Below are 22769 nucleotides of genomic sequence, written 5' to 3' on the forward strand. Positions count from 1 at the left end.
TTTATCCTCCCCCGCCAGGGGGAGGTGGCGCCGGAGGCGACGGAGGGGGAGGACACGCAACCGGGGTTTTCCCTTTCCTCCCCCTCCGTCTGGCAAGCGCCAGCCACCTCCCCCCGCCAGGGGGAGGATCGGAAAGCCCCCCAAAGATACGACCTTCGTCGCAGATGAAGCAGGCCCCCACGAACGGTAGGACTGCTGTCCTGATAACGGGAGACGGACGATGGTTGCGAAATGGCTGCTCTGCGGGACGGCGCTTCTGATCGCCGCGCCCGCATTCGCAAAACCGGCGACGCCCACGAAGTCCGTTTCGGTCTATCTCACCCAGCCCGACGATCCGCGCGCGATCACCGTCAAGGGCGTCGGCGACGGTCGCGCCGACGACAGCGCGGCGATCCAGCAGGCGATCGATGCGGCGGCGGCCGGTGGCCATGGCGGCGTCGTGTTCCTGCCCTCGGGTCGCTACCGGATCAGCCGGACGATCTTCGTCCGTTCCGCCGTCCGCATCTTCGGGATCGGCCCGACCCGGCCGGAGATTGTGCTCGCTGACAACAGTGCGGGCTACGCGTCGGGCGTCGCGGCGATGGTCGCGTTCACCGGCGAGGATCAATACCGGGTCGGCAAGGCGCCCGTGCCGCCGCGCACCAGCGTACCGTTCGATCCGTCGATCTTCGACGCGACCTCCAGCACCTTCTATTCCGCGCTGTCCAACGTCGATTTCCGGATCGGCGCGGGCAATGCCGGTGCGGTCGCGGTCCGTTTTCGCGTCGCGCAGCACGGCTATCTTCGCCACGTCGATTTCCACATCGGCTCGGGTCTCGCCGGCGTCTACCAGGCGGGCAACGAATTCGAGAATCTGCGCTTCTTCGGCGGTCGCTACGGCATCATGTCGGAGAAGACCTCGCCCGCGTGGCAGTTCACGCTGATCGATTCCGAGTTCCAGGGTCAGCGCGATGCGGCGATCCGCGAGCATGAGGTCGACCTGACGCTCGTGAACGTCGCGATCCGCGACACGCCGGTCGGGATCGAGATCGACCGCGGCTATTCCGACTCGCTCTGGGGCAAGGACGTCCGGTTCGAGAACGTGTCGCAGGCGGGCGTGATCGTCTCGGCCGAGAACAGCGTCTTCACGCAGATCGGCTTCGACAATGCGCTGGCGTCGAACACGCCGACCTTCGTCCGCTTCCGCGACAGCGGAAAGGCCGTGGCGGGCGCGGGGCCAAACTACCGGGTCAGCGACTTCTCCTACGGCCTGAAGCTCGCCGGGCTGGGCGCGATCGGCCACTATGCGACCGACATCCAGATGGCGCCGCTCGCGCGCATGCCCGCCCGGCGCACCTCGGCGATCCGCGCGATGCCACCGGTCCGAGACTGGGCGAACGCGCACGATCTTGGCGTGAAGGGCGACGATACCACCGACGACACCGCGGCGTTGCAGCGCGCGATCGATACGCACCGCGTGCTGTATCTTCCGGTCGGTCGCTACCGCGTCACCGATACGATCAGACTACGCCCCGACAGCGTCCTGATCTCGCTGCACCCCAGCCTCACGCATCTCTATCTGCCCGACGAGACGCCTGCGTACATGGGCGTTGGCGGCCCGAAGGCACTGCTGCAGAGCGCGAAGGGGGGCAACGCGATCGTCTCCGGCCTCGGTCTGTGGACCGGCGGCGTGAACCCGCGCGCGACCGCGCTTCTCTGGAAGGCCGGCGAAGCGTCGATGGTCAACGACGTCAAGATTCAGGGCGGCGGCGGCACCGTGCTGACCAAGGGCAGCCCGATCGGCTTCGGCGATCCGCGCGCGCGCTTCGACGGGCAGCATCCGAGCATCTGGGTGACGGACGGCGGCGGCGGCACCTTCGCGGCGATCTGGTCGCCGAACACGCTCGCCTCGGCCGGCTTCCAGGTCTCGAACACCAAGACCCCTGGCCATGTCTACGAACTCTCCGCCGAGCACCATTATCGCGCCGAGATCGTCCTCGACAATGTCGAGAACTGGGAGTTTCTCGCGCCGCAGACCGAGCAGGAGGTGCGCGACGGGGTGGATGCCATCTCGACCGAGATCCGCAATTCGCGCAACATCCTGTTCGCCAACTACCATGGCTACCGCGTAACGCGCACGATCAAGCCGATGGATGCCGCCGTAAAGCTCTACAATTCCAGCGATATCCGCTTTCGCAACGTCCATGTGAACGCCGAAAGCGGCTTTGCGAGCTGCGACGCGAAGGGCTGCGGCACGTATCTGCGCGCCAGCAAATTCCCGTTCGAGAACGCGATCAAGGACATGACCCGCCAGCAGGAGGTGCGCGAGCGCGAGTTCGCCCGGCTCGACGTGCCGGCCGCCCCCGCGACCCCCGCGACCCAGCCGGCGATCCCGGTATCGCCTGGCGTCGAGAAGCTCGCCGACGGCTTCTATTCGATCGCCGGCGGATCGGTCGATGCGAAGGGGAAACTGTATTTCATCGATCGGCAGTTCCAGCGGATCCATGGCTGGACCAAGGCCGAGGGGTTGTCGATCGTCGCGGATGCGCCACTCGATGCGGTGAACCTCGCGGTCGATCGTTCGGGCAAGCTGCTCGTCCAGTCCTCCGCGGGACGCGACGGCACCGTCTACAGCATCGATCCGACCAAGCCCGCCGAGGTCACGGTGATCGCCCCGACAGCCGCCGGCCGGCACCGCGGCGCGGCCACCCTGCTGCCCGTCAACGTCTGGGCGAATGGCGAGTTCGCCGACCGGATCGACCCGGCGACCTACACCTACCCGACGATGGCGGACTTCTTCACCGGCAAGATGGGCGAGGCCAAGCCGCAGGACTATGTCTCGCCCGACGGATCGCTCGTCCTCCCGGCGTTCCGCGTCTGGAACCAGGGGCCGGACGATCACCGCGGCTGGCGCTGGTCCGACACGCTCGACAGCTACGGCTTCGTCGCCGCCGCGCCCGGCGAACGCGTCGTCCTGACCAACGCCTCGGAGAACCGGACCTATAGCGGCGTCGTCGGCGATCAGGGTCGCCTGACCGACCTCAAGGTCGTCGCCGATCGCGGCGGCGAGAGCGTCGCGCGCGATGCGGCGGGCAACCTCTACGTCGCCAACGGCCAGGTGTTCGTCTACGCCCCCGACGGTACGCTCGCCCGCCGCATCGACGTCCCCGAGCGTCCGCTGCAACTCGTGATCGGCGGGGCCGACCGCCGCACCTTGTTCATCCTGACGCACCACGCGCTGTACGCGACCGGTATCTAGACGCCGGCTAGCGGAAGAGGGCGAGGGGTATGGCCTCGCCCATCGCACGGTATCCGGCCTCGGACGGGTGAAGATGGTCGCCCGAATCATAGCGCGGCGACAGTCGGTCGGGATGCGCCGGATCGCGCATCGACCGGTCGAAATCGATCACCGCGTCGAACACGCCGGATGTGCGGATGAACGCGTTGACCGCCTGCCGATCGGCCTCGTTGGCGGCATCGGGATGGTAATAGGTGTTGCCCGCGAACGGCATGACCGTGCCGCCGATCACCTTGATCCCGTGGGCATGCGCCCGTGCTACGAGTTGGGTGAAGCCGGCCTTGAGCTGCGTGACCAGCGCGGCATGCTGCGCTGGGGTGGCAGGCGCCTCGCGGGTCAGCACGCCAAGGTCGTTCACGCCCTCCAGTACGATCGCCCAGCGCACGCCGCTGCGCGCGACGACATCGCGGTCGAAGCGTGCGAGCAGATTGGGGCCGAGACCGTCGAGCAGGATGCGATTGCCGCCGATCCCCGCGTTGACGACGCCGATCGCGCGGGTCGCCGCAGTGCCGCGTAGCCGCTCGGCCAGCACGTCGGTCCAGCGGGTATTGCGCTCGGGTTTCACGCCGTACCCATCGGTGATCGAGTCGCCGATCGCGGCGATCGTACCCGCGGTCGGTGCACCGGCGACCTCGACATCCGCGAGCGCATACCAGTGTGTCGTCGGCGTCGCGCCCGCCAGCGTCGCGTCCGCAACCGCGTTTCCGGCCAGCGTGAAACTCGTCGCACGCGAGCCGGGGTGGCCGGTCTGCGGGCTGGCGGCTTCCGGCAAATAGAGGCTGACGGCCAGATCGGCGCCGTCTGCGACACGGAGCGCGACCGGGTCGCTGTAGATTTCCGCACCGGCCGGGATCACGGCGTCGCTCTGTCCCGAGAAGCTCAGCCGAGCGCCGCCTTCGATGCGCGGCGTGCCGGGTGCGACCGACCGGGCAAGGTGCGCCCCGCCGATCGCCAGCGGGCGCGTACCGAACGCGTTGGAGACCCTGATGCGCACGCGCTCACCGCCGGCCGATACGCGTACGACCTGACGCAGCGTGATCGCGCCGGCCCGGCTGGCAGGGAGCGCATTGTCACCCTCGGCGATCATCTGCGACGATCCCCATGTCGCGATCCAGTGCGTGTTCCGTGCCGGCGCAGTATCCCGTGCGGTGTCCCGCGCGCCTGCGCCCGTCACGATCAGGGCGCCCAACATCAGCGCTACCGGCCACCGTCTCGTCATCGCGTTCTCGTCCTCTTCTGTGGTGTCAGCGCGCAGTTATTGCGGATTGCCGGGCGCGTACGGAAAGCGCTGCGCCTTGTACCAGGCCAGGTCATGAGCCGGTGCGGCCGCGCCGGCCGGCAGCGGCAGGCCGTTGACCGACATCCAATAGGCAAGGCTCGCATCGCGCCACCACCGTGCCTCGCGTTCCTGGACCGCCAGATAGGTCGCGGTCTTGCCCCAGCGCTCGGCGTCGATCTGCGGCTTCAGCGCATCCCATTGCCGGCGCATGTCCGCGACGTAACCGACGCCCGAATCATAATCATGGACCATCTCCGCCCATAAGGTCCGGCCCGACGCCATCCGCCGATCCCACGCGACATGGTGGAACCACAGCAGGTCGCGCTCCGGCGTGGTCGCCGGATCGGCGAGCTTTCGGGCGAGGGCGGGGGCGTATTGCACGACTGCGTTGCTGCCAGATTTGGTCCGGTCGAAACCGATCCCTGCCTTGTCGGCGCGGTGGTAATAGACCGGGTTCCATTCGGGCCGCTTGAGGTCCGAGACCCAAGGGGCGGGGCCGTAATGATGCCCTGTCGCCATGACGTGCGCGAGGCCGAGCGGCGTCATATAGTCGACCACCGCCTCGCGCGATCCCATCATCATGGCGACAACCGGATCGACGATCTTGGGAGAGGGGGCAAAGGTCATCGCCGCCCATTCTCGCGCGACCGGCGCGGCGCCGAGCGTCGGATCCCACGCCATCCGGCCGAACGCGTACCAGTTCGCCTGGTTGAACGTCGCGCCAGCCCAGTCGCGATCGCGGCCGATATTGGCGACGCCCGCCATGCCGGTCAGCGTGTGACCCTCGGCTGCCCCATCGACGACCGTCGCGACGGTCTCGCCAGGCGTCTGCAACGTCTCGCTGCCGAGCGTCTCGGCGAACAGCGGGCCGAGATAGGCGAGGTGCGTCGCGAAGCCGAGATATTCCTTGGTGATCTGGAATTCGATCATCAGCGGCGTCTTCGGCATCGCGCCGAACAGCGGGTGGAACGGTTCGCGCGGCTGGAAGTCGATCGCGCCGTTCTTGACCTGGACGATGACGTTGGACGCGAATTTGCCGTCGAGCGGCTTGAACTCGGTATAGGCCTGTTTGGCGCGGTCGTCCGGGTCGGTCTCGGCATAGACGAACGCGCGCCACATCACGATCCCGCCATGCGGCGCAACCGCGGCGGCGAGCATGTTGGCGCCGTCGGCGTGGCTGCGGTGATAATCGCGCGGTCCCGGCTGGCCCTCGCTGTTCGCCTTCACCAGGAAGCCGCCGAAATCGGGGATGCTGCGATAGATTTCGTCGGTCTTTGCCTTCCACCACGCCGCGACCTGCGGGTCGAGCGGGTCGGCGGTCTTCAGGCCACCGATTTCGATCGGGGCCGAGAAGCGCGCCGAAAGATACACCTTGATACCGTACGGCCGGAACACGTCGGCCAGCGCCGCCGCCTTGGCGATATACGGCGCGGTCAGGCTGTCGGCCTTCGCGTTGACGTTGTTGAGGACGGTGCCGTTGATCCCGATCGATGCGTTGGCGCGCGCGTAATCGGTGTAGCGCGGGTCGCGGAAATCGGGGAGCGTCCACCAGTCCCATAGCGACACGCCGGCATAGCCGCGCTCGACCACGCCATCCAGATTGTCCCAATGGTTCAGCACGCGCAGTTTCACGCGGGGGATCGAGGTCAGGGCGATCCGGTCGAGGCTGCCGCCGGTCTGGAGGTGACGCAGCAGCGCAAAGCTGCCGTAGAGCACGCCGCGATCGGTGTTGCCGGTGACGAGGAGGACACGGCGGTTGCCGAGCGTGACCTGGCCGACCCGGTATCCCTCGTCGCCGAGCGCGGCCAAGGGCAAGCGAAGTGCCGCGACGTCGCGATCGTTGGCGGTGGCCAACAGGATCGGCGGTGCGTTCGTCCCGAACAGGCCAACGCCGCGCCGCAATTCTTCCGCAGCGACACGGAGCGTCGGCGTATCGCCGCGCACTTCGACCGTCGGGGCGCGCCGCGCAGGCGTTGCCGCCGGGGCATGATAGCGCAGCCAGAGGTCGTAGCCGTCCTCGGCCTGTGCCGGTCCGGTCAAACCAATTACCGCACCGAACAGCAGCGCGAACTTACCGATCCATCGGCCGAATTGCGTCATAATCCTCTCCCGCCGTTCCGCGCCACATTGACAGGATCGCGGATGATCAGCCATGTTATCGCTATCACGACGACGGCTTCGACAGCAATGCTGCGTTTCATTTCAGGAGATAATGGATGTTCGGCACGCAGACCACCTCGCTCGCGCCGACCCGCCGCGGCCTTTTGGGGCTGTTCGCCTCGGTTTCCGTCGTCGGTTTAATCCCCGCGGTCGCCCATGCCGCGACCGCGTCGGCTGTCTACCGTGACGCTCGCGCGCCGATCGATCTCAGGGTCCGCGACCTGATGGCGCGGATGACGTTGGAAGAGAAAGTTGGCCAGACCATTTCGCTGTGGGCGACCAAGGCGGATGTGATGACGCCGGGCGGGCTCGATTTCGATCCGGCGCGGGCGACCGCGGCGTATCCGGCGGGCTTCGGCCAGGTCACGCGCCCGTCGGACCTGCGCGGCGGCCCATCGGTGGCGGCGGTGGCAGGCGGCACCGGTGCACGGTTCCGCGGCTCGACCTCGACGATCGCGTTCGTCAACGCGGTCCAGCGCTGGGCGAAAGGCACGCGGCTCGGCATCCCGGTGATCTTTCACGAGGAATCGCTCCACGGTTATATGGCGCCCGACGCGACCATGTTCCCGCAGGCGATCGGCATGGCCGGCGCGTTCGATCGCGACCTGATGCGGCGCGCGCAGGTGATCATCGGTCGCGAGGTGCGCGCGCACGGTAGCCACCTGTCGCTGTCGCCGGTCGTCGATATCGCCCGCGATCCGCGCTGGGGACGGATCGAGGAGACGTTCGGCGAGGACCCGTATCTGTGCGGCGAAATGGGCGTCGCCGCGGTCGAGGGACTGCAGGGCGACAGCACGACGCTGGCACCTGGCAAGGTGTTCGCGACGCTCAAGCACATGACCGGCCACGGCCAGCCCCAGGCCGGCAACAATATCGGCCCCGCACCGATCGGCGAGCGCGAACTCCGCGAAAGCTTCTTCCCGCCGTTCCGCGCGGTCGTGACGCGCACCGGGATCGGCGCGGTGATGCCGTCGTATAACGAGATCGACGGCGTGCCGAGCCATGCGAACCACTGGCTGCTCGGCGACGTGCTGCGCGGCGAATGGGGATTCTCGGGCGCGATCGTCAGCGACTATGGCGCGATCGAGGAACTCGACACGATCCATCACATCGCGCGCGATCTTGGCGATGCCGCGCGGCTGGCGCTGGCGGCGGGCGTCGACAGCGCGCTGCCGGACGGGATCGCGTTCCGCACATTGCCGGCGCAGGTCCGGGCGGGGACGGTGCCGATCGCAGCGGTCGACGCGGCCTGCGCGCGGATGCTGGCGTTGAAGTTTCGTGCAGGCATGTTCGAGGAGTCGTCGGTCGATGCACGAGCGGCTGCGCGGCTGACCGGCAATGCCGAGGCACGCGGGATAGCGCTGGACGCAGCGCGGAAATCGATGTGCCTGCTCACCAACGACGGCACGCTGCCACTCGCGCCCAAGGGCCGGATCGCGGTGATCGGCCCGAACGCGGCGATCGCGCGGCTCGGTGGCTATTCGGCGCCGCCACGCCAGACGGTGTCGCTGCTCGACGGCGTGCGGGCGCTGGTCGGCAGCGCGGCGACGGTCGTCCATGCGCAGGGCGTGTTCATCACCCAGAGCGAGGACCGGTCGCAGGACGAGGTGCTGCTCGCCGACCCCGCCAGGAACCGCGCGCTGATCGCCGAGGCGGTCGAGGTCGCGCGCGGCGCCGATACGATCATCCTCGCGATCGGCGATACCGAACAGACCAGCCGCGAGGGGTTCTCGGCGAATCATCTCGGCGACCGCACCACGCTGGACCTGCTGGGCGAACAGAACGCGCTGTTCGACGCGCTGCACGCGCTGGGCAAGCCGATCGTCATCGCCGCGATCAACGGGCGTCCGCCGAGCTGGCCGGGCGTGATCGCGAAAGCGAACGCGGTCCTCGAATGCTGGTATCCGGGGCAGGAGGGCGGCACCGCGATGGCCGAGGCGCTGTTCGGGCGGATCAATCCGGGCGCCAAGCTGCCCGTCACCGTGGTGCGCGAAGTCGGGCAGGTGCCGCTCTATTACAACCGCAAGCCGTCGACGCAGCGCGGCTATCTGTTCGCGGACACCGCGCCGCTGTTCCCGTTCGGCCACGGGCTCAGCTACACGCGCTTCGAGGTCAGCGCGCCGCGGTTGTCGGCGGCGAAGATCGGCATCGCCGGCAGCGTGACCGTCGAGGTCAACGTCGCCAATATAGGCCAGCGCGCCGGCGACGAGGTCGTGCAGGTCTATGTCCGCGATCAGGTGTCGTCGGTCGCGCGGCCGGTGATGGAGCTGAAGGGGTTCGAACGCGTCACGCTGGCGCCCGGCGAGCGAAAGACGCTGCGCTTCACGCTCGGGCCCGACGCGTTCGCGCTGTGGGATGTCGACATGCGCGAGGTCGTCGAACCCGGCCTGTTCACGATCATGGCCGGACCCGATTCCGCGCATCTGAAAACCGCAATCCTCGAAATCGCTTGAAGGACCTGCGATGCCCAGAATCGTTTCCGCCCGCGTCATCGTCACCTGTCCGGGGCGCAATTTCGTCACGCTGAAGATCACCTGCGACGACGGCACCACCGGGCTCGGCGACGCCACGCTCAACGGCCGCGAACTGAGCGTCGCGAGCTATCTGACCGATCATGTCGTGCCGTGCCTGATCGGCCGCGATGCGCACCGGATCGAGGATATCTGGCAGTATCTCTACAAGGGCGCCTATTGGCGGCGCGGGCCCGTGACGATGGCGGCGATCGCCGCGGTCGATACCGCCTTGTGGGACATCAAGGGCAAGCTCGCGGGGATGCCGGTGTACCAGTTGCTCGGCGGTGCGGCGCGCGACGCGTGCATGGTGTACGCGCACGCCAACGGCACGACGATCGAGGACACGATCGCCGTCGCCAGGGCCGAGCAGGCCAAGGGCTACAAGGCGATCCGGCTGCAATGCGCCGTGCCCGGCCTCGCCTCGACCTACGGCGTCGCCAAGCATGGTGCGCGCTACGAGCCCGCCGATGCCGACCTGCCGAGCGAAAGCGTTTGGTCGACCGAGAAATACCTCCGAATCGTCCCCGACCTGTTCAAGGCGGCGCGCGAGGCGATGGGGTGGGACGTCCACCTGCTGCACGACATCCACCACCGGTTGACGCCGATCGAGGCGGGGCGGCTGGGCAAGGCGCTCGAGCCCTATAATCTCTTCTGGATCGAGGATCCGACGCCCGCCGAGAATCAGGAGGCGTTCAAGTTGATCCGCCACCACACCACGACGCCGATCGCGGTGGGCGAGGTGTTCAATTCGATCTGGGACGCGAAAGACCTGATCCAGAACCAGCTGATCGACTATATCCGCGCGACCGTCGTCCATGCGGGCGGCATTACGCACCTGCGCCGGATCGCGGCGCTCGCGGATCTGTATCAGATACGGACCGGCTGCCACGGCGCGACCGACCTGTCGCCGGTGGCGATGGCGGCGGCGCTGCATTTCGGACTGTCGGTGCCCAATTTCGGCGTGCAGGAGCATATGCCGCACACCGACGAGACCGATGCGGTCTTCCCGCACGCGTACAGCTTCGACGACGGGATGATGCATCCGGGCGAGACGCCGGGGCTGGGCGTCGACATCGACGAGGATCTCGCCGCGACCTACGATTACAAGCGGGCGTATCTTCCGGTCGCGCGTCTCGAGGATGGCACGCTGTGCAACTGGTGAGCCCGGTCATGGCATCCGCTCCCGCCGCCCCGCCCGAGAAACCGCGCGGGAAAATCCGCTGGATCGTCTGCGCGCTGCTCTTCGTCGCCGTCGCGCTCAGCTATATCGACCGGCTCGTGCTGCCGGTGCTCAAGCCCGAACTCCAGGCGCGCTATAACTGGAGCGAGCAGGGCTATGCCGATCTCGCGATCGCGTTCCAGGCGGCGTACGGCATCGCCTATGTCCTGTTCGGCCGGTTCGTCGACCGGGTCGGGGCGAAGATCGGCTATGCCGTCGCGGTGACCTTGTGGACGGTCGGTCATGTCGCGCATGCCTTGTTCACCAGCGCCGGCATGATGATCTTCGCGCGCATCCCGCTCGCGATCGGCGAGGCCGGTGCGTTCCCCGCCGCGCTGGCGGCGACCAACGAATGGTTTCCGCAACGCGAGCGCGCGCTGGCGATCGGCATCTTCAACGCCGGCTCCAACATCGGTGCGATCCTGACGCCGTTGCTGGTGCCGGTGATCGCGGTGACGTTCGGGTGGCGGATGGCGTTCGTCGCGACGGGTGCGCTGACGGTGATCTGGCTGGTCGCGTGGCTCGCTTTCTACCGCTCACCACGCAAGCACCGCCGCGTGACGCCTGAGGAACTGGCGTGGATCGAGGCCGATCCGGTGCCGCCCGCCAAGCCGGTCCGCTGGCGCACGCTGCTGCGCTTGCGGCAGACCTGGGCGTACATGCTCGGCCGGTTCCTGATCGACCCAGTGTGGTGGACCTTCCTGTTCTGGCTGCCCGATTTCTTCAATCGGCAATATGGCGTGAAGATGCTCGATTTCGGGCCGCCGCTGGTGGCCGTGTACGTGCTCGCCGATGTCGGATCGGTCGCGGGCGGCTGGTTCTCGTCGCGGCTACTGGCGAAGGGACAGACGCCCAACCGCGCGCGGAAAACGGCGTTGTTCGCCTGTTCGCTGTTCGCGCTGCCGATCATCTTCGCGGCGCAGGCACCCGGGCTGTGGTGGGCGGTCGCGGCGATCGGCCTCGCTTGCGCGTGTCACCAGGGGTTCTCCGCCAACGTCTATGCGATCCCCGGTGACCTGTTCCCCCGCGGCATGGGCGGTTCGGTGATCGGTCTGGGCGGGTTGGCGGGCGCGTGCGGCGGCATGCTGATGGCGAAGTTCGCGGGCACGATCCTCGCCGGCGTCGGCAGCTATGGCCCTATTTTCGCGGTTGCCGGGTGCGCCTATCTGGTCGCACTGCTGGTTATCCATCTACTCGTGCCGCACTACACCCCCGTCGATCCGGAACGCCTCGCATGACCCAGCCGCTACGCCTGCACCCAGACCGCCTGTTCCCCGCCGACGGCCGCACCCGCGATATCGCGCGCGCGCTGCATGCCGGAGTGAAGGACCTGCCGATCGTCAGCCCGCACGGCCATACCGATCCGACCTGGTTCGCGCGCGACGAGGCATTTAGCGATCCGTCATCGCTGCTGATCGTGCCCGATCATTACGTGTTCCGCATGCTCTACAGCCAGGGCGTGCCACTCGACGCGCTTGGCGTGCCAACAGTCGACGGCAGCAGGACCGAAACCGACCCGCGCAAGATCTGGCGCCTCTTTGCCGCCAACTATCACCTGTTCCGCGGCACGCCGTCGCGGATGTGGCTCGACTGGGTCTTCGCCGAGGCGTTCGGGATCGACGTCCGCCTCGAACCCGCGACCGCGGACCTGTATTACGACACGATCGACGCCGCGCTGAAGACGCCAGCCTTCCGCCCCCGCGCGCTGTTCGACCGGTTCGGCATCGAAGTAATCGCGACCACCGAAAGCCCGCTGGACCCGCTGGAGCATCACGCCGCGATCCGCGCGAGCGACTGGAACGGCCGCGTCGTCACCGCCTATCGCCCGGACCCGGTCGTCGATCCGGAAACGCCCGGTTTCGCCGCCAACGTCCGCCGCTTCGGCGAGACCGCGAACGCGGATGTCGGCAGCTATGCCGGCTATCTCGCCGCGCACCGTTTCCACCGCGCCCGCTTCCGCGATGCGGGCGCCACCTCGACCGATCACGGCCACCCTTCGGCCGCGACCGCGGACCTGACGCCTGCCGAAGCCGAGGCGCTCTACGCCCGCGTCTTGGCGGAGCCGACCGCCGCGGAAGCCGAACTCTTCCGCGCGCAGATGCTGACCGAGATGGCGGCGATGTCGGTCGAGGACGGCATGGTGATGCAGCTTCACCCCGCCGTATCGCGCAGCCACAATCCATCGGTGCTGGCGCGGTTCGGCCGCGACAAGGGCGGCGACATCCCGCTGCCGGGCGAGTTCGTCCGCGCATTGAAACCGCTGCTCGACCGCTTCGGCAACAACCCGGCGCTGACCCTGATCCTGTTCACGCTCGACGAGGATACGTACTCGCGCGAACTCGCCCCGCTCGCCGGCCATTATCCGGCGCTGAAGCTCGGCCCGCCCTGGTGGTTCCACGACAGCCCGGAGGGGATGCGCCGCTTCCGCGAACGCGCGAGCGAGACCGCGGGCTTCTACAACACGGTCGGTTTCAACGACGATACGCGCGCCTTCCTCTCGATTCCGGCGCGCCACGATGTCGCGCGCCGGATGGACTGCGCGTTCCTCGCCAGGCTCGTGGCAGAACACCGGCTCGAAGAGGACGAAGCCCACGAGGTGGCCCGCGCGCTCGCCTATGATCTCGTCAAACAGGCGTACCGGCTGTGAGGCTGTCGACCGCCACGCTCGACGGGCTGCCTGCCGAGGTCGTCCGGCCGCGCTACGACCGGTCGCGCGTGAAGCGCGGCGTGGTCCATCTCGGCATCGGCGCATTCCACCGCGCGCATCAGGCGGCGGTGTTCGAACAGGCGCTGGCGGCCGGCGATCTGCGCTGGGGTATCACCGGCGTATCGCTGCGCTCGGCCGGCGTCCGCGACCAGTTGGCGCCGCAGGACGGTCTCTACACGCTCGTCGTACGCGATGGTGACGGCGAGCGATTGCAGGTCATCGGCGCGGTCATGGACATGCTCGTGGCACCCGAAGATCCGGCGGCTGTCGTCGCGGCTCTGGCGTCGGCGGACACGCACATCGTCACGCTGACGATCACCGAGAAGGGCTACAAGCTCGACCGCGCCACGGGCAAACTGCACGCGAGCGATACCGATGTCGCACAGGATCTCGCCTCGCTCGCCGCACCGCGGACCGCACCCGGTTTCCTCGTTGCAGGCCTCGCCGCGCGCCATGCGGCGGGCACCGGTCCGCTGACGATAGTCTCGTGCGACAATCTGCCGCACAACGGCACGCTGTTGCGCGATGCGGTGCTGGCGATGGCGGCGGCGCACGATGCGGATCTGCACGACTGGATCGCTGCCACCGTGACGTTCCCGCAGACGATGGTCGACCGGATCGTACCCGCGACCACGCCCGACGATATCGCGGCGCTGGCGGATACGCTCGGCGTCGAGGATCACGCGATGGTAAAGGCGGAGCCGTTCACCCAGTGGGTGATCGAGGATCGCTTTGCCGGCGAACGCCCCGATCTGGCGGCGTTCGGCGTGCAACTGACCGACGCGGTGGCGCCGTGGGAGGACGCGAAGCTGCGGCTGCTCAACGGCGCGCATTCGGCGATCGCCTATCTCGGTGGACTGGCAGGGCTCGACTTCGTCCACGAGGTCGTCGCACTTCCCGAGGCGCGCGCCTTCGTCGAGGCGCTCTGGGACGAGAGCGCGACGACGCTCGATCCCCCCGCCGCGCTCGACATTGCGGACTATCGCGCGGCGTTGATGGCGCGCTTCGCCAACCCCGCGCTCCAGCATCGTACCCGCCAGATCGCGATGGATGGTTCGCAGAAACTCCCCCAGCGCCTGCTCGCACCGATCGCCGACCGTCGCGCGAAGCGGCAGTCGGTCGATGCGCTTGGCTTGGCGGTCGCGGCCTGGATGCGCTGGCAATCGGGCGTGACGGATGCGGGCGAGGCGTTCGCGATCGACGATCCGATCGCCGATCGGCTCGGTGCAGCGGTGGCAGGCGCGACGATGTCGACCGAGCGCGTCGATGCGTTGCTCGGGCTGCTCGCCTTCCGCCCCGATCCGGACCTGCGCAGCGTGCTGGTCGCGCGTCTCGACCGGCTCGAACGCACCGGCGCCCGCGCCGCGCTCGCCTCGTACGGTGAAACGGCATGACGCTCGGCTGAGCACGCATACGCCATCGCCAATCCGGTCCCGGCCGCGCTACACTCGGGCGCATGACGATCAGAATCGGTATTGGCGGCTGGACCTACGAGCCGTGGCGCGGGACCTTCTATCCCGACAAATGGCCGCAGAAGCGCGAGCTCGACTATGCGGCCGAACGCGTCACCGCGATCGAGATCAACGGCACCTATTACGGCAGCCAGAAGCCCGCGACCTTCGCGTCCTGGGCGAAGGCCGTGCCCGACGGCTTCGTCTTCGCGTTGAAGGCCTCGCGCTACTGCACCAACCGCAAGGTGCTGGCGGAGGCGGGCGAGTCGATCGCAAAGTTCGCCGGGCAGGGGATCGTCGAGCTCGGCGACCGGCTTGGGCCGATCCTGTGGCAGTTCATGGCAACCAAGACGTTCGACGCGGACGACTTTGGCGCGTTCCTGAAACTGCTGCCCGCCAAGCAGGACGGCCTCGCGCTGCGCCACGCGATCCAGGTTCGGCACGAGAGTTTCGCGGTGCCGGAGTTCGTCGCGATGTGCCGCGCGGCGGGCGTCGCGATCGTGTTCGCCCAGTCCGCCGAATACCCCGCGATCGCCGACGTCACCGGCGATTTCGTCTACGCACGACTGGAGGATGCCGAGGAGCGTTTCGTCGCCGGCTACGCCCCGACCACGCTCGACGACTGGGCCATCAAAGCAAAGACTTGGGCGGCGGGCGGGCGGCCGGACGGGTTGCCCTATGTCGAGGACACCGCCCCGGCGAAGCCCCCCCGCGAGACGTTCGTCTTCTTCATCAACGGCGCCAAGGTCCGCGCGCCCCATGCGGCAATGGCGCTGATCGAGCGGGTAGCCGGTTGATTTGGTCCCGTCGGCAGCGAGCACGTCGTCGCGCGTGCTCCCGGCGATATCGCTAGAGTCTACCCAGCAGGATCACGGCGATCTGTTCTCGGTATAATGCGGCAAGGCTGAGATGCATCTCCATCACCTGCGCGGTCAGCGCCAGGGTGGCGAGCTGGATATGGCGCCCATGCCAGAGTTCTAGGTCCTTGGGACTGCGGGGCATGACCGGGTTCATGGGCGCAGGTTGGGCTCGGCGGGTTAATCTCGTGCTAGCAAGTCGCCAGCAATGATAACAACTTAGATCAACACCACACCCGAAACGACGTTTGCCCGCTTATATGCCGGCGGCGCCCTCGTCCGGCGTCGTCGTTTCCACAACTGGCGGCGGGATAACCACGGGCGCCGGTTGCGGCTGCCCGGCTTGGCCGATCAGCGCGGTGTTCTCGATCACGTCGAGCGCCTGGCGTGCGGTGACATAGCGGCGGGCGGCGTTCATCCAGTTGCTGGCCTGCGCTGCACCCGGCAACCGCGCCACTTCCGCGCGTGCCGCCTCGACCTGACCCGCTTCGAGCAACCGGCGCACGCGCGCGAGACGGTCGGCGGGCATCGGCGAGGGCGTGCCGGCCTTGCGCAGCACCACCAGCGAATCGATCTGGTGCTGGATCGCGTCGAGCCAGCCTTCGCCGGTCGAGGTCGTGATGTCCGGCGCGATCGTGTCGAGGCCCTGGCGCAGATCCTCCAGCGTCACCGGCTGGCGCGCGGCCTGGATCAGCAGCATCGTCGCACGCGGCTGGGCCTGGCCGAAGCGCAGTCGCAACTGTTCTTCGAGATAGCCGAGCCCGACCCCGCGATCGAGCGCACGGCGCGCCGCAAACGCGACCATCAGCCCTTCCGCGCGCGTCGCCTGTCCGCCGGCCGCGCTGGCATCCGTCGTGATCGCCGCGGTGCGCGCCTCGAGGGCGGCCAATTGCGCCGCCAGCGTCGCCTCGCGCGTCGCCAGCACCGCGGTATCGACCGGCGCGGCGGCCTGCGGTTCGCCGTCGGGGCCCAGCGGCTGCGACGGGATATAGCCGGTCGCGGACGACGAGAGCTTTTGTTGCGCGGTCGTCGACGCGGTGGTCGAACGGGTAAAACCGAACCACGGCACGGTCTTGGCCGCATACGCCATCAGCGCGAGGCCGGCGACGAACGCAAGGCCCACCAAGGCAAGGATGACACCCATTTTGGGTCCGCGTGCCCGTGGGCGATCGGTCGGCACGTAGTCGCTCATGGCCCGCTTATCCCCGCCGCGCGCCGGATGGTCAATCGCGCGCGTGTTCGCAGACGCAGCGGCGGTCGCGACGACCGCCGAATCGCTCGGTTCCGACGCGATCGCGACGTCGGCCCAGCCCGTACCGGCCGCGTCGCCGGCCGACCGGCTGATGGCGACCAGCGCAATGCGAGAGCGATCCGCGCCCGCCCCATCGACCAGCTCGACCAACCGCGTGGCGGCGCGCGTGGAATGCACCAGGACCAGCGCATCCTCGAACGACCGCGCGACGTCCGCCGGTACCGGTACGGCCTCGCTCGCATAGACGGTAATCGCCTCGACGCCGTCCTCGGTCGGCGCACGATCGCGTCCGGCGAGGTGCAGCAACCGCGCAAACCCGCGGTCCCGCGCCTCGGCTAGGACCGCGCGGGCATCTTCGCCGCCCGTCACCGCGACCGCGAGCCCGGCCTCGCTCGCCGCCGCCGCCGTCGCTGCGCCGACCGCGACGACGGGCAGGCGCTTGAACGCGGCGAACGCGGTGCCGCCGTGCCGCACCGCGTTCGCGCTCGTGAGCAACAGCCCGTCGAACGTGGCAGGATCGGGCGCGGTCCAGTCGACCGGTACCACCGCGAACAAAGGAACCTGCCGCACCTCCAGTCCCAGCGCGCGCAATGCCGTCGCGGTGCGCGTATTGCCGGGCTCCGGCCGCAGCGCCACGATCGTCCTCATGCCGCGAACAGTCGCCGGACGCTGGCAGGGGCACGGGTCAGCAGGTCCTCCGCCAGTGCCGTCCCGAGGTCGTCGTCGACCGTTCCCTCGATCGACCCCGACACGTCGCACGCGCCGTCCTCGGCGATCAGCTCGGCGCGCAACGTCAGCGTCTCGCCTGCAAGCGACGCCAGCGCCGCGACCGGCGAATGGCAATCCGCCCCCAGCCGCGCGAGCAACGCGCGCTCGGTCAGCACGCACAGGCTCGTATCGCGGTGGTCGATCGCCGCGACGATCGCCCCGGCCAGTCCCGCCCCAAGCACCTCGACCCCGACCGCACCCTGCGCGGGCGCCGGCAGCATCACGTCGGTCGGGATCGCATGGCCGTCGTCGCGCCCGAGCCGGTCGAGCCCCGCGGCCGCCAGCAACGTCGCATCCATCTCGCCGCGCGCCACCCGGCCGAGCCGCGTATCCACGTTGCCGCGGATCAGTACGATCTCCAGGTCGGGTCGCAGCCGCAGCATCTGCGCGCGCCGCCGCGGCGAACTCGTCCCCACCACCGCACCCTGGCGCAGGTCGGAAAGCGTCTCCGCGCCGATCAGCCGGTCGCGCACGTCGGCGCGGGGCAGCATCGCCGCGACCCGCAGCGTGCCGGGCCGGATCGTCTCGACGTCCTTCATCGAATGCACCGCGCAGTCGATATCGCCGTCGTGCAGCGCGCGATCGAGTTCCCTGGTCCACAGCGCCTTGCCGCCGATCTCGGCGAGCGCGCGATCCTGCACGCGGTCGCCGGTGGTGCGGATCACGACGATCTCGACCGCGTCGTCCGACCAGTCATGCGCCGCGCACAATGCGTCGCGCACCATGCCCGCCTGAGTGAGCGCCAGCGGTGACCCCCGCGTACCAAGCCGAAACCGTGTCATCCTGCGCGTCATGCATAACCCGCGCGACTTCGACAAGCTCGGCGCGCCGCGATAGAGGTAGGCGATGATCATCCTCGGCATCGAATCCTCCTGCGACGAAACCGCCGCTGCGCTCGTGACGGGCGACCGGCAGGTCCTCGCACACCGGCTGTTGGGCCAGGAAGCCGCGCACGCCCCGTTCGGCGGCGTCGTCCCCGAAATCGCCGCGCGCGCGCATGTCGAGGCGCTCGAGCCGCTGATCGTCGCGGCCCTCGCCGACGCGAAGCTGACGCTGGCCGATGTCGACGCGATCGCGGCGACCGCGGGGCCGGGGCTGATCGGCGGCGTGATGGTCGGACTCGTCACGGGCAAGGCGCTCGCGCACGCCGCGGGCAAACCACTGATCGCGGTGAACCATCTCGAAGGCCACGCGCTCTCGCCGCGGCTGTCCGACCCCGATCTCGAATTCCCGTATCTGCTGCTGCTCGTGTCCGGCGGGCATTGCCAGTTGCTGCTGGTCGAGGGTGTCGGCGCCTATCGCCGGCTGGCCACGACGATCGACGATGCGGCAGGCGAAGCCTTCGACAAGACCGCCAAGCTGCTCGGCCTGGGCTTCCCCGGCGGCCCGGCGGTCGAACGTGCCGCCGCGCTCGGCAACCCGAAGGCGGTCCCGCTGCCCCGTCCGCTCAAGGGCTCGGCCGAACCGCATTTCTCGTTCGCCGGCCTGAAAAGCGCGGTCGCGCGCGTCGTCGGCCAATACTCGCCCGAAGACCTCGCCGCGTCGTTCCAAGCCGCCGTCGTCGACTGCCTGATCGACCGCACGACCAAGGCGCTCGAAAAATTACCGTTCGTGTCGAGCGAAGTCGAGACACCGGCCTCATGCGGTGACTTCTCGACTTCGCTCGAAGCGAACGGTGGGGTGGAGTCAGGAAGCCGCCGCCCCACCGCGCTCGTCGTCGCCGGCGGCGTGGCCGCCAACACCGCAGTCCGCACCGCGCTGCAAACGCTCGCCGCGACCCACGGCCTCCGCTTCGTCGCGCCGCCCTTGTGGCTCTGCACCGACAACGCCGCGATGATCGGCTGGGCGGGCGCCGAGCGCTTCGCCGCCGGCCTCACCGACCCGCTCGACGTCGCCGCCCGCCCGCGTTGGCCACTCGATCCCACTGCCGAAGCGGTGCGTGGCGCAGGAGTGAAGGCATGAAGATCGGCGTCATCGGCGGCGGCGCCTGGGGCACCGCACTCGCACAGGTCGCCGCGCACGAAGGCCGCGACGTCATCCTCTGGGCCCGCGAATCCGCGGTCGTCGACTCGATCAACCGGGTCCACGAGAACAGTCTCTTCCTCGCCGGCGTCGCGCTCTCCCCGACGATCCGCGCCACCGAAGACCTCGCCGCGCTCGCCGACATGGACGCGATCCTCGTCGTCGCGCCCGCGCAGCATGTCGGCAGCGTCCTCGCCTCGGCGCCGATCGGCCGCATCCCGCTCGTCCTCTGCGCCAAGGGGATCGAAGCCGGCAGCAAGCGTCTCGTCGGCGAAGTCGCCCGCGCGGTGCATCCCGACGCCGCGATCGCCGTCCTCTCCGGCCCGACGTTCGCGCACGAAGTCGCCGCCGGCCTTCCCACCGCCGTCACGCTCGCCTGTGAGGACGAAGCGCTCGGCGAGCGTCTCGCCACCCGCCTCGCCGCGCGTCATTTCCGCACCTACGCCTCGAGCGACGTCGCCGGTGCGGAGATCGGCGGCGCGGTCAAGAACGTCCTCGCGATCGGCTGCGGCGTCGTCGAAGGCGCCGGGCTCGGCCAAAACGCGCGCGCCGCGCTCATCGCACGCGGTTTCGCCGAGATGACGCGCTTCGGCCTCGCGAGGGGCGCGCGCGCGGAAACGCTCGCTGGGCTGTCAGGGCTGGGCGACCTCGTCCTGACCTGCTCCTCGACCAGCTCGCGCAACTTCTCGCTCGGCGTAGGTTTGGGCCGAGGCGACTCCGCCGCCACGCTATTGGCCGACCGCCGCACCGTCGCGGAAGGCGCCTTCACCGCCCCCGTCCTCCGCGAAGCCGCCCGCGACGCAGGCGTCGACATGCCCATCACCGAAGCCGTCTGCCGCTTATTGGAGGGCGCCCCCGTCGCCGACGTCATCGGCGACCTGCTCGCGCGTCCGCTCAAGGACGAGGCGGGCTAAACTACCGTTACCACGCTCGAACCGCGCGCTGTTCACCACCACCCCGGCGAAGGCCGGGGCCCAATTGGCAAGGTCGGTGTAACGAAGGGATGTCCGCTGTTACTTCGGTCTCCCAATTGGGCCCCGGCCTCCGCCGGGGTGGTATTTGAACAAATGAAACGCATCCGGGGTCACGGCGTGGGGGGAGGCGCCCCTATCGCAAAACCCGCGCCGCCAACCCCGCACAATCCGCATCCCCCGCCACCGGCCCCTGCTTACCCGAGATCGCCCGCCCGATCGCCTTGAAGATATTCCCCACCGACTTCGTCTCCGGCGGGATCGTTACCGCCGGCTGCTCGATCGTGCCCGTCAGATACGCCGACCCTGGCAGTTGCAGCAGCGCATGCTGCTTCGGCGCACCCGTCAGCCGGATATCCAGCGTCTCGCCCGGAAACACCACGCTCCCTTGCCCGCGCAACTGGCTAGCGGTGGTATCGACGATCATCGGATCGACCCGCCCGCGCCCGCCCGTCACGTCGAGCTTCAGCACCACGCAGCGCAACCCTGCGCGCTCGCCGTCCTTCGCCAGCAACGCTCGCGCCGCATCGAACCCAAGCGCGGCGGCAATCCCTTGCGGCAACTCGCCATCGCGCGCGACGAACCCCACGGTGCCGTTCGCATTGCCGACCGCCGCGCGGATCGTCTCGCCCGGCCCTTTCAGCCGCACCCGCGCGCTGAGGTTGCCGCTGAAATTCCCGCCTCTGGCCTCCACGGCCTGTACGCCGATCCCGCGCAACCTCAGGTCGATAGCGACGGTCGGCGTTTTCCGATCCCCCCGCTGGTCGACCGTGACCTGCCCCGTGACGACCCCGTGCGGCAGCCGCGCGACCAGTTGGTTCAGCGTCAGCAACTGGCGATCGATCGCCAGCACGCCCTTGGCCGACAGGATCGGCGATGCGCCCTTGCCGCTGACGATCCGCCCGATCCGAAACGCCATCCGCGCATCGGTGGTGTCGATCTTGCCGATATCGATCCGCGTATTGGGCACCAGTCGCGGCCCGATCCGCCGTTCCAGCGCGGCGCCCTGCGCCTTGCCCTCGTCCGACGCCAGGTCCCCGAAATCGAACTGCCGCGAGACGATCTCGCCGTCGACCTTGCTGCGCCCCGCCTGCTTATCGACCGTGACGTGCCCCGCGAAATCGGAGCGCCCGACGACGCCCTTCAATTGCGTGACGGTCCATTTCGGCTGGTCGTGGCGGACATGCGCGCTGAACGACACCGGTTGCGTCCGGAATAGCCCCGCCTCGATCACCGCATCGATCAGTTTCAGGTCGGTCGCGCGCGCCGTCACGTCGAGGTCCATCGCATCGGTATCGAGCGGCCGGTCCATCTGGCCTTTCGCCGAAACCGACAGTTTTTCGCCCTCGATCGACGCGGTGAACGGCCACGGCTTGCCCTGGAACCGCTCGATCGACGGCCCGGTGACCGCGATCCGCACCGCCGCGCCGCGGATTGTACCGCTGCCGTTCGCGCGGATGCCGTGGACCGGATCCGAGACGAACCGCGCTGTCACGAAACGATCCTGCTTGTCGTCGCGGTACTCGACCACGCTGTCGCTGATCGTCAGCCCGTCGAGATCGGTCGAACTCCCGCCGCCCTTGGGCTTGCCCGGCCGCTCCCAGTTGGTCCGGCCGTTCCGATCGCGGACCAGCACGAGGTGCAGCCCGCTAGCCTTCACGTCGCGCGGCCCAAAGGCGCCTTTCAGCAAGGCTAGGCTCGAAAACGTCGCCTCCGCCTCGCGCAGTCGGACGAAGTCGCCCTTGCCGGCCCAGTCCGCCTGCGGAATGCGCACATCGGTGATCCGGATCGTCGGATTGAACCCAAACGCATCGACCCGCTCGATCCCGCCGATCGTCACCGGCCGTCCGAACCGCGCGGTCAGCTGCCGTTCGATCACACCCTTCAGCGAGCCCCAGGGGAATGCGGCGAGCGTGACAAGCGCCACCGCGAGCACGACCGCCACGACGATTCCGGTGACCCGCACCCAGCGCTTTGCGAAAAATCCCCTCATCGTATCGCGACGCGCCGAATGGGGAATCGTTCCGCCTGCGTCAGGGTCACTGCCGCGGATTTCGTGCGCGCCGGTCCGGATTGCTGAACACCACCCCGGCGAAGGCCGGGGCCCAATTAGGAGACGTCGCTAACGAAGGGTAGCGCTCAACCACACCTTTCCAATTGAGCCCCGGCGTTCGCCGGGGTGGAAGAAGGGGGCGGGGAAAGGATTAGGGGAACAGAGCCGCAAACCCCGCCCTGTCATCCTGACGAAAGTCAGGATCCGGAGCCAGCAGCGTTGCCGTTCGTGACCCTGGAT

Annotated in this window: 15 protein-coding genes; 9 read left to right on the top strand and 6 right to left on the bottom strand. The window is 68.7% G+C overall.

Going from position 1 to position 22769, the window contains the following annotated elements; all coding sequences use genetic code 11:
* Window positions 1–220: 220 nt before the first annotated feature.
* Window positions 221–3238, top strand: coding sequence for a glycosyl hydrolase family 28-related protein (locus EQZ23_RS13110; RefSeq protein WP_128454896.1), 3018 nt, complete (start codon window positions 221–223; stop codon window positions 3236–3238).
* A 7-nt stretch (window positions 3239–3245) separates the two neighbouring features.
* Here the strand turns inward: EQZ23_RS13110 and EQZ23_RS13115 are convergent, their stop codons facing one another.
* Window positions 3246–4496 carry an SGNH/GDSL hydrolase family protein gene (locus tag EQZ23_RS13115; RefSeq protein WP_164913451.1) on the bottom strand — a complete coding sequence of 417 codons (1251 nt, stop codon included), beginning with the start codon at window positions 4494–4496 and terminating at the stop codon, window positions 3246–3248.
* A gap of 36 nt (window positions 4497–4532) precedes the next feature.
* Window positions 4533–6656, bottom strand: coding sequence for an alpha-glucuronidase family glycosyl hydrolase (locus tag EQZ23_RS13120; protein WP_128454897.1), 2124 nt, complete (start codon window positions 6654–6656; stop codon window positions 4533–4535).
* A gap of 116 nt (window positions 6657–6772) precedes the next feature.
* Here EQZ23_RS13120 and EQZ23_RS13125 point away from each other — a divergent pair, with 116 nt between their 5' ends.
* The 6 genes from EQZ23_RS13125 (at window position 6773) to EQZ23_RS13150 (ending at window position 15403) form a co-directional block, all read left to right on the top strand.
* A complete protein-coding gene (locus EQZ23_RS13125) occupies window positions 6773–9169 on the top strand; it encodes a glycoside hydrolase family 3 N-terminal domain-containing protein (RefSeq protein ID WP_128454898.1) in 2397 nt (798 codons plus the stop codon).
* A 10-nt stretch (window positions 9170–9179) separates the two neighbouring features.
* Window positions 9180–10391, top strand: a complete 1212-nt coding sequence (gene manD / locus EQZ23_RS13130) for a D-mannonate dehydratase ManD (RefSeq protein ID WP_128454899.1) — start codon at window positions 9180–9182, stop codon at window positions 10389–10391.
* A gap of 8 nt (window positions 10392–10399) precedes the next feature.
* Complete coding sequence (locus tag EQZ23_RS13135) at window positions 10400–11686, top strand: MFS transporter (RefSeq protein WP_128454900.1); 1287 nt, start codon at window positions 10400–10402, stop codon at window positions 11684–11686.
* Window positions 11683–13095 (top strand): glucuronate isomerase, encoded by a 1413-nt coding sequence (gene uxaC, locus EQZ23_RS13140; protein ID WP_128454901.1) that lies wholly within the window; start codon window positions 11683–11685, stop codon window positions 13093–13095. The genes EQZ23_RS13135 and uxaC overlap by 4 nt, the downstream gene beginning before the upstream one ends.
* A complete protein-coding gene (locus EQZ23_RS13145) occupies window positions 13092–14549 on the top strand; it encodes a mannitol dehydrogenase family protein (RefSeq protein WP_128454902.1) in 1458 nt (485 codons plus the stop codon). Before uxaC ends, EQZ23_RS13145 begins: the two co-directional genes overlap by 4 nt.
* 62 nt (window positions 14550–14611) lie before the next feature.
* Window positions 14612–15403, top strand: a complete 792-nt coding sequence (locus tag EQZ23_RS13150) for a DUF72 domain-containing protein (RefSeq protein ID WP_128454903.1) — start codon at window positions 14612–14614, stop codon at window positions 15401–15403.
* Window positions 15404–15455: 52 nt separating this feature from the next.
* Here the strand turns inward: EQZ23_RS13150 and EQZ23_RS19850 are convergent, their stop codons facing one another.
* From EQZ23_RS19850 to hemC, 3 genes are all read right to left on the bottom strand, one after another.
* Window positions 15456–15620, bottom strand: coding sequence for a hypothetical protein (locus EQZ23_RS19850; RefSeq protein WP_164913452.1), 165 nt, complete (start codon window positions 15618–15620; stop codon window positions 15456–15458).
* Window positions 15621–15719: 99 nt separating this feature from the next.
* Complete coding sequence (locus tag EQZ23_RS20315; protein WP_240663569.1) at window positions 15720–17363, bottom strand: uroporphyrinogen-III synthase; 1644 nt, start codon at window positions 17361–17363, stop codon at window positions 15720–15722.
* Window positions 17360–18265, bottom strand: coding sequence for a hydroxymethylbilane synthase (hemC, locus tag EQZ23_RS13160; protein ID WP_128455581.1), 906 nt, complete (start codon window positions 18263–18265; stop codon window positions 17360–17362). Before hemC ends, EQZ23_RS20315 begins: the two co-directional genes overlap by 4 nt.
* A 64-nt stretch (window positions 18266–18329) precedes the next feature.
* Between hemC and tsaD the strand changes: the two genes are divergently transcribed.
* Together tsaD and EQZ23_RS13170 are read left to right on the top strand one after the other, a co-directional pair.
* Entirely contained in the window at window positions 18330–19445 is a 1116-nt protein-coding gene (gene tsaD, locus EQZ23_RS13165) for a tRNA (adenosine(37)-N6)-threonylcarbamoyltransferase complex transferase subunit TsaD (protein ID WP_128454904.1), read from the top strand.
* The gene (locus EQZ23_RS13170; RefSeq protein WP_128454905.1) at window positions 19442–20419 is read left to right on the top strand and encodes an NAD(P)H-dependent glycerol-3-phosphate dehydrogenase; all 978 of its coding nucleotides are present in this window, start codon (window positions 19442–19444) and stop codon (window positions 20417–20419) included. The genes tsaD and EQZ23_RS13170 overlap by 4 nt, the downstream gene beginning before the upstream one ends.
* Before the next feature lie 193 nt (window positions 20420–20612).
* Here the strand turns inward: EQZ23_RS13170 and EQZ23_RS13175 are convergent, their stop codons facing one another.
* Window positions 20613–22469 (bottom strand): AsmA family protein, encoded by a 1857-nt coding sequence (locus tag EQZ23_RS13175; protein ID WP_128454906.1) that lies wholly within the window; start codon window positions 22467–22469, stop codon window positions 20613–20615.
* Between the last annotated feature and the right edge of the window lie 300 nt (window positions 22470–22769).

Origin of the sequence: Sphingomonas sp. UV9 (genome assembly GCF_004101245.1) — a bacterium.
GTDB lineage: Bacteria > Pseudomonadota > Alphaproteobacteria > Sphingomonadales > Sphingomonadaceae > Sphingomonas.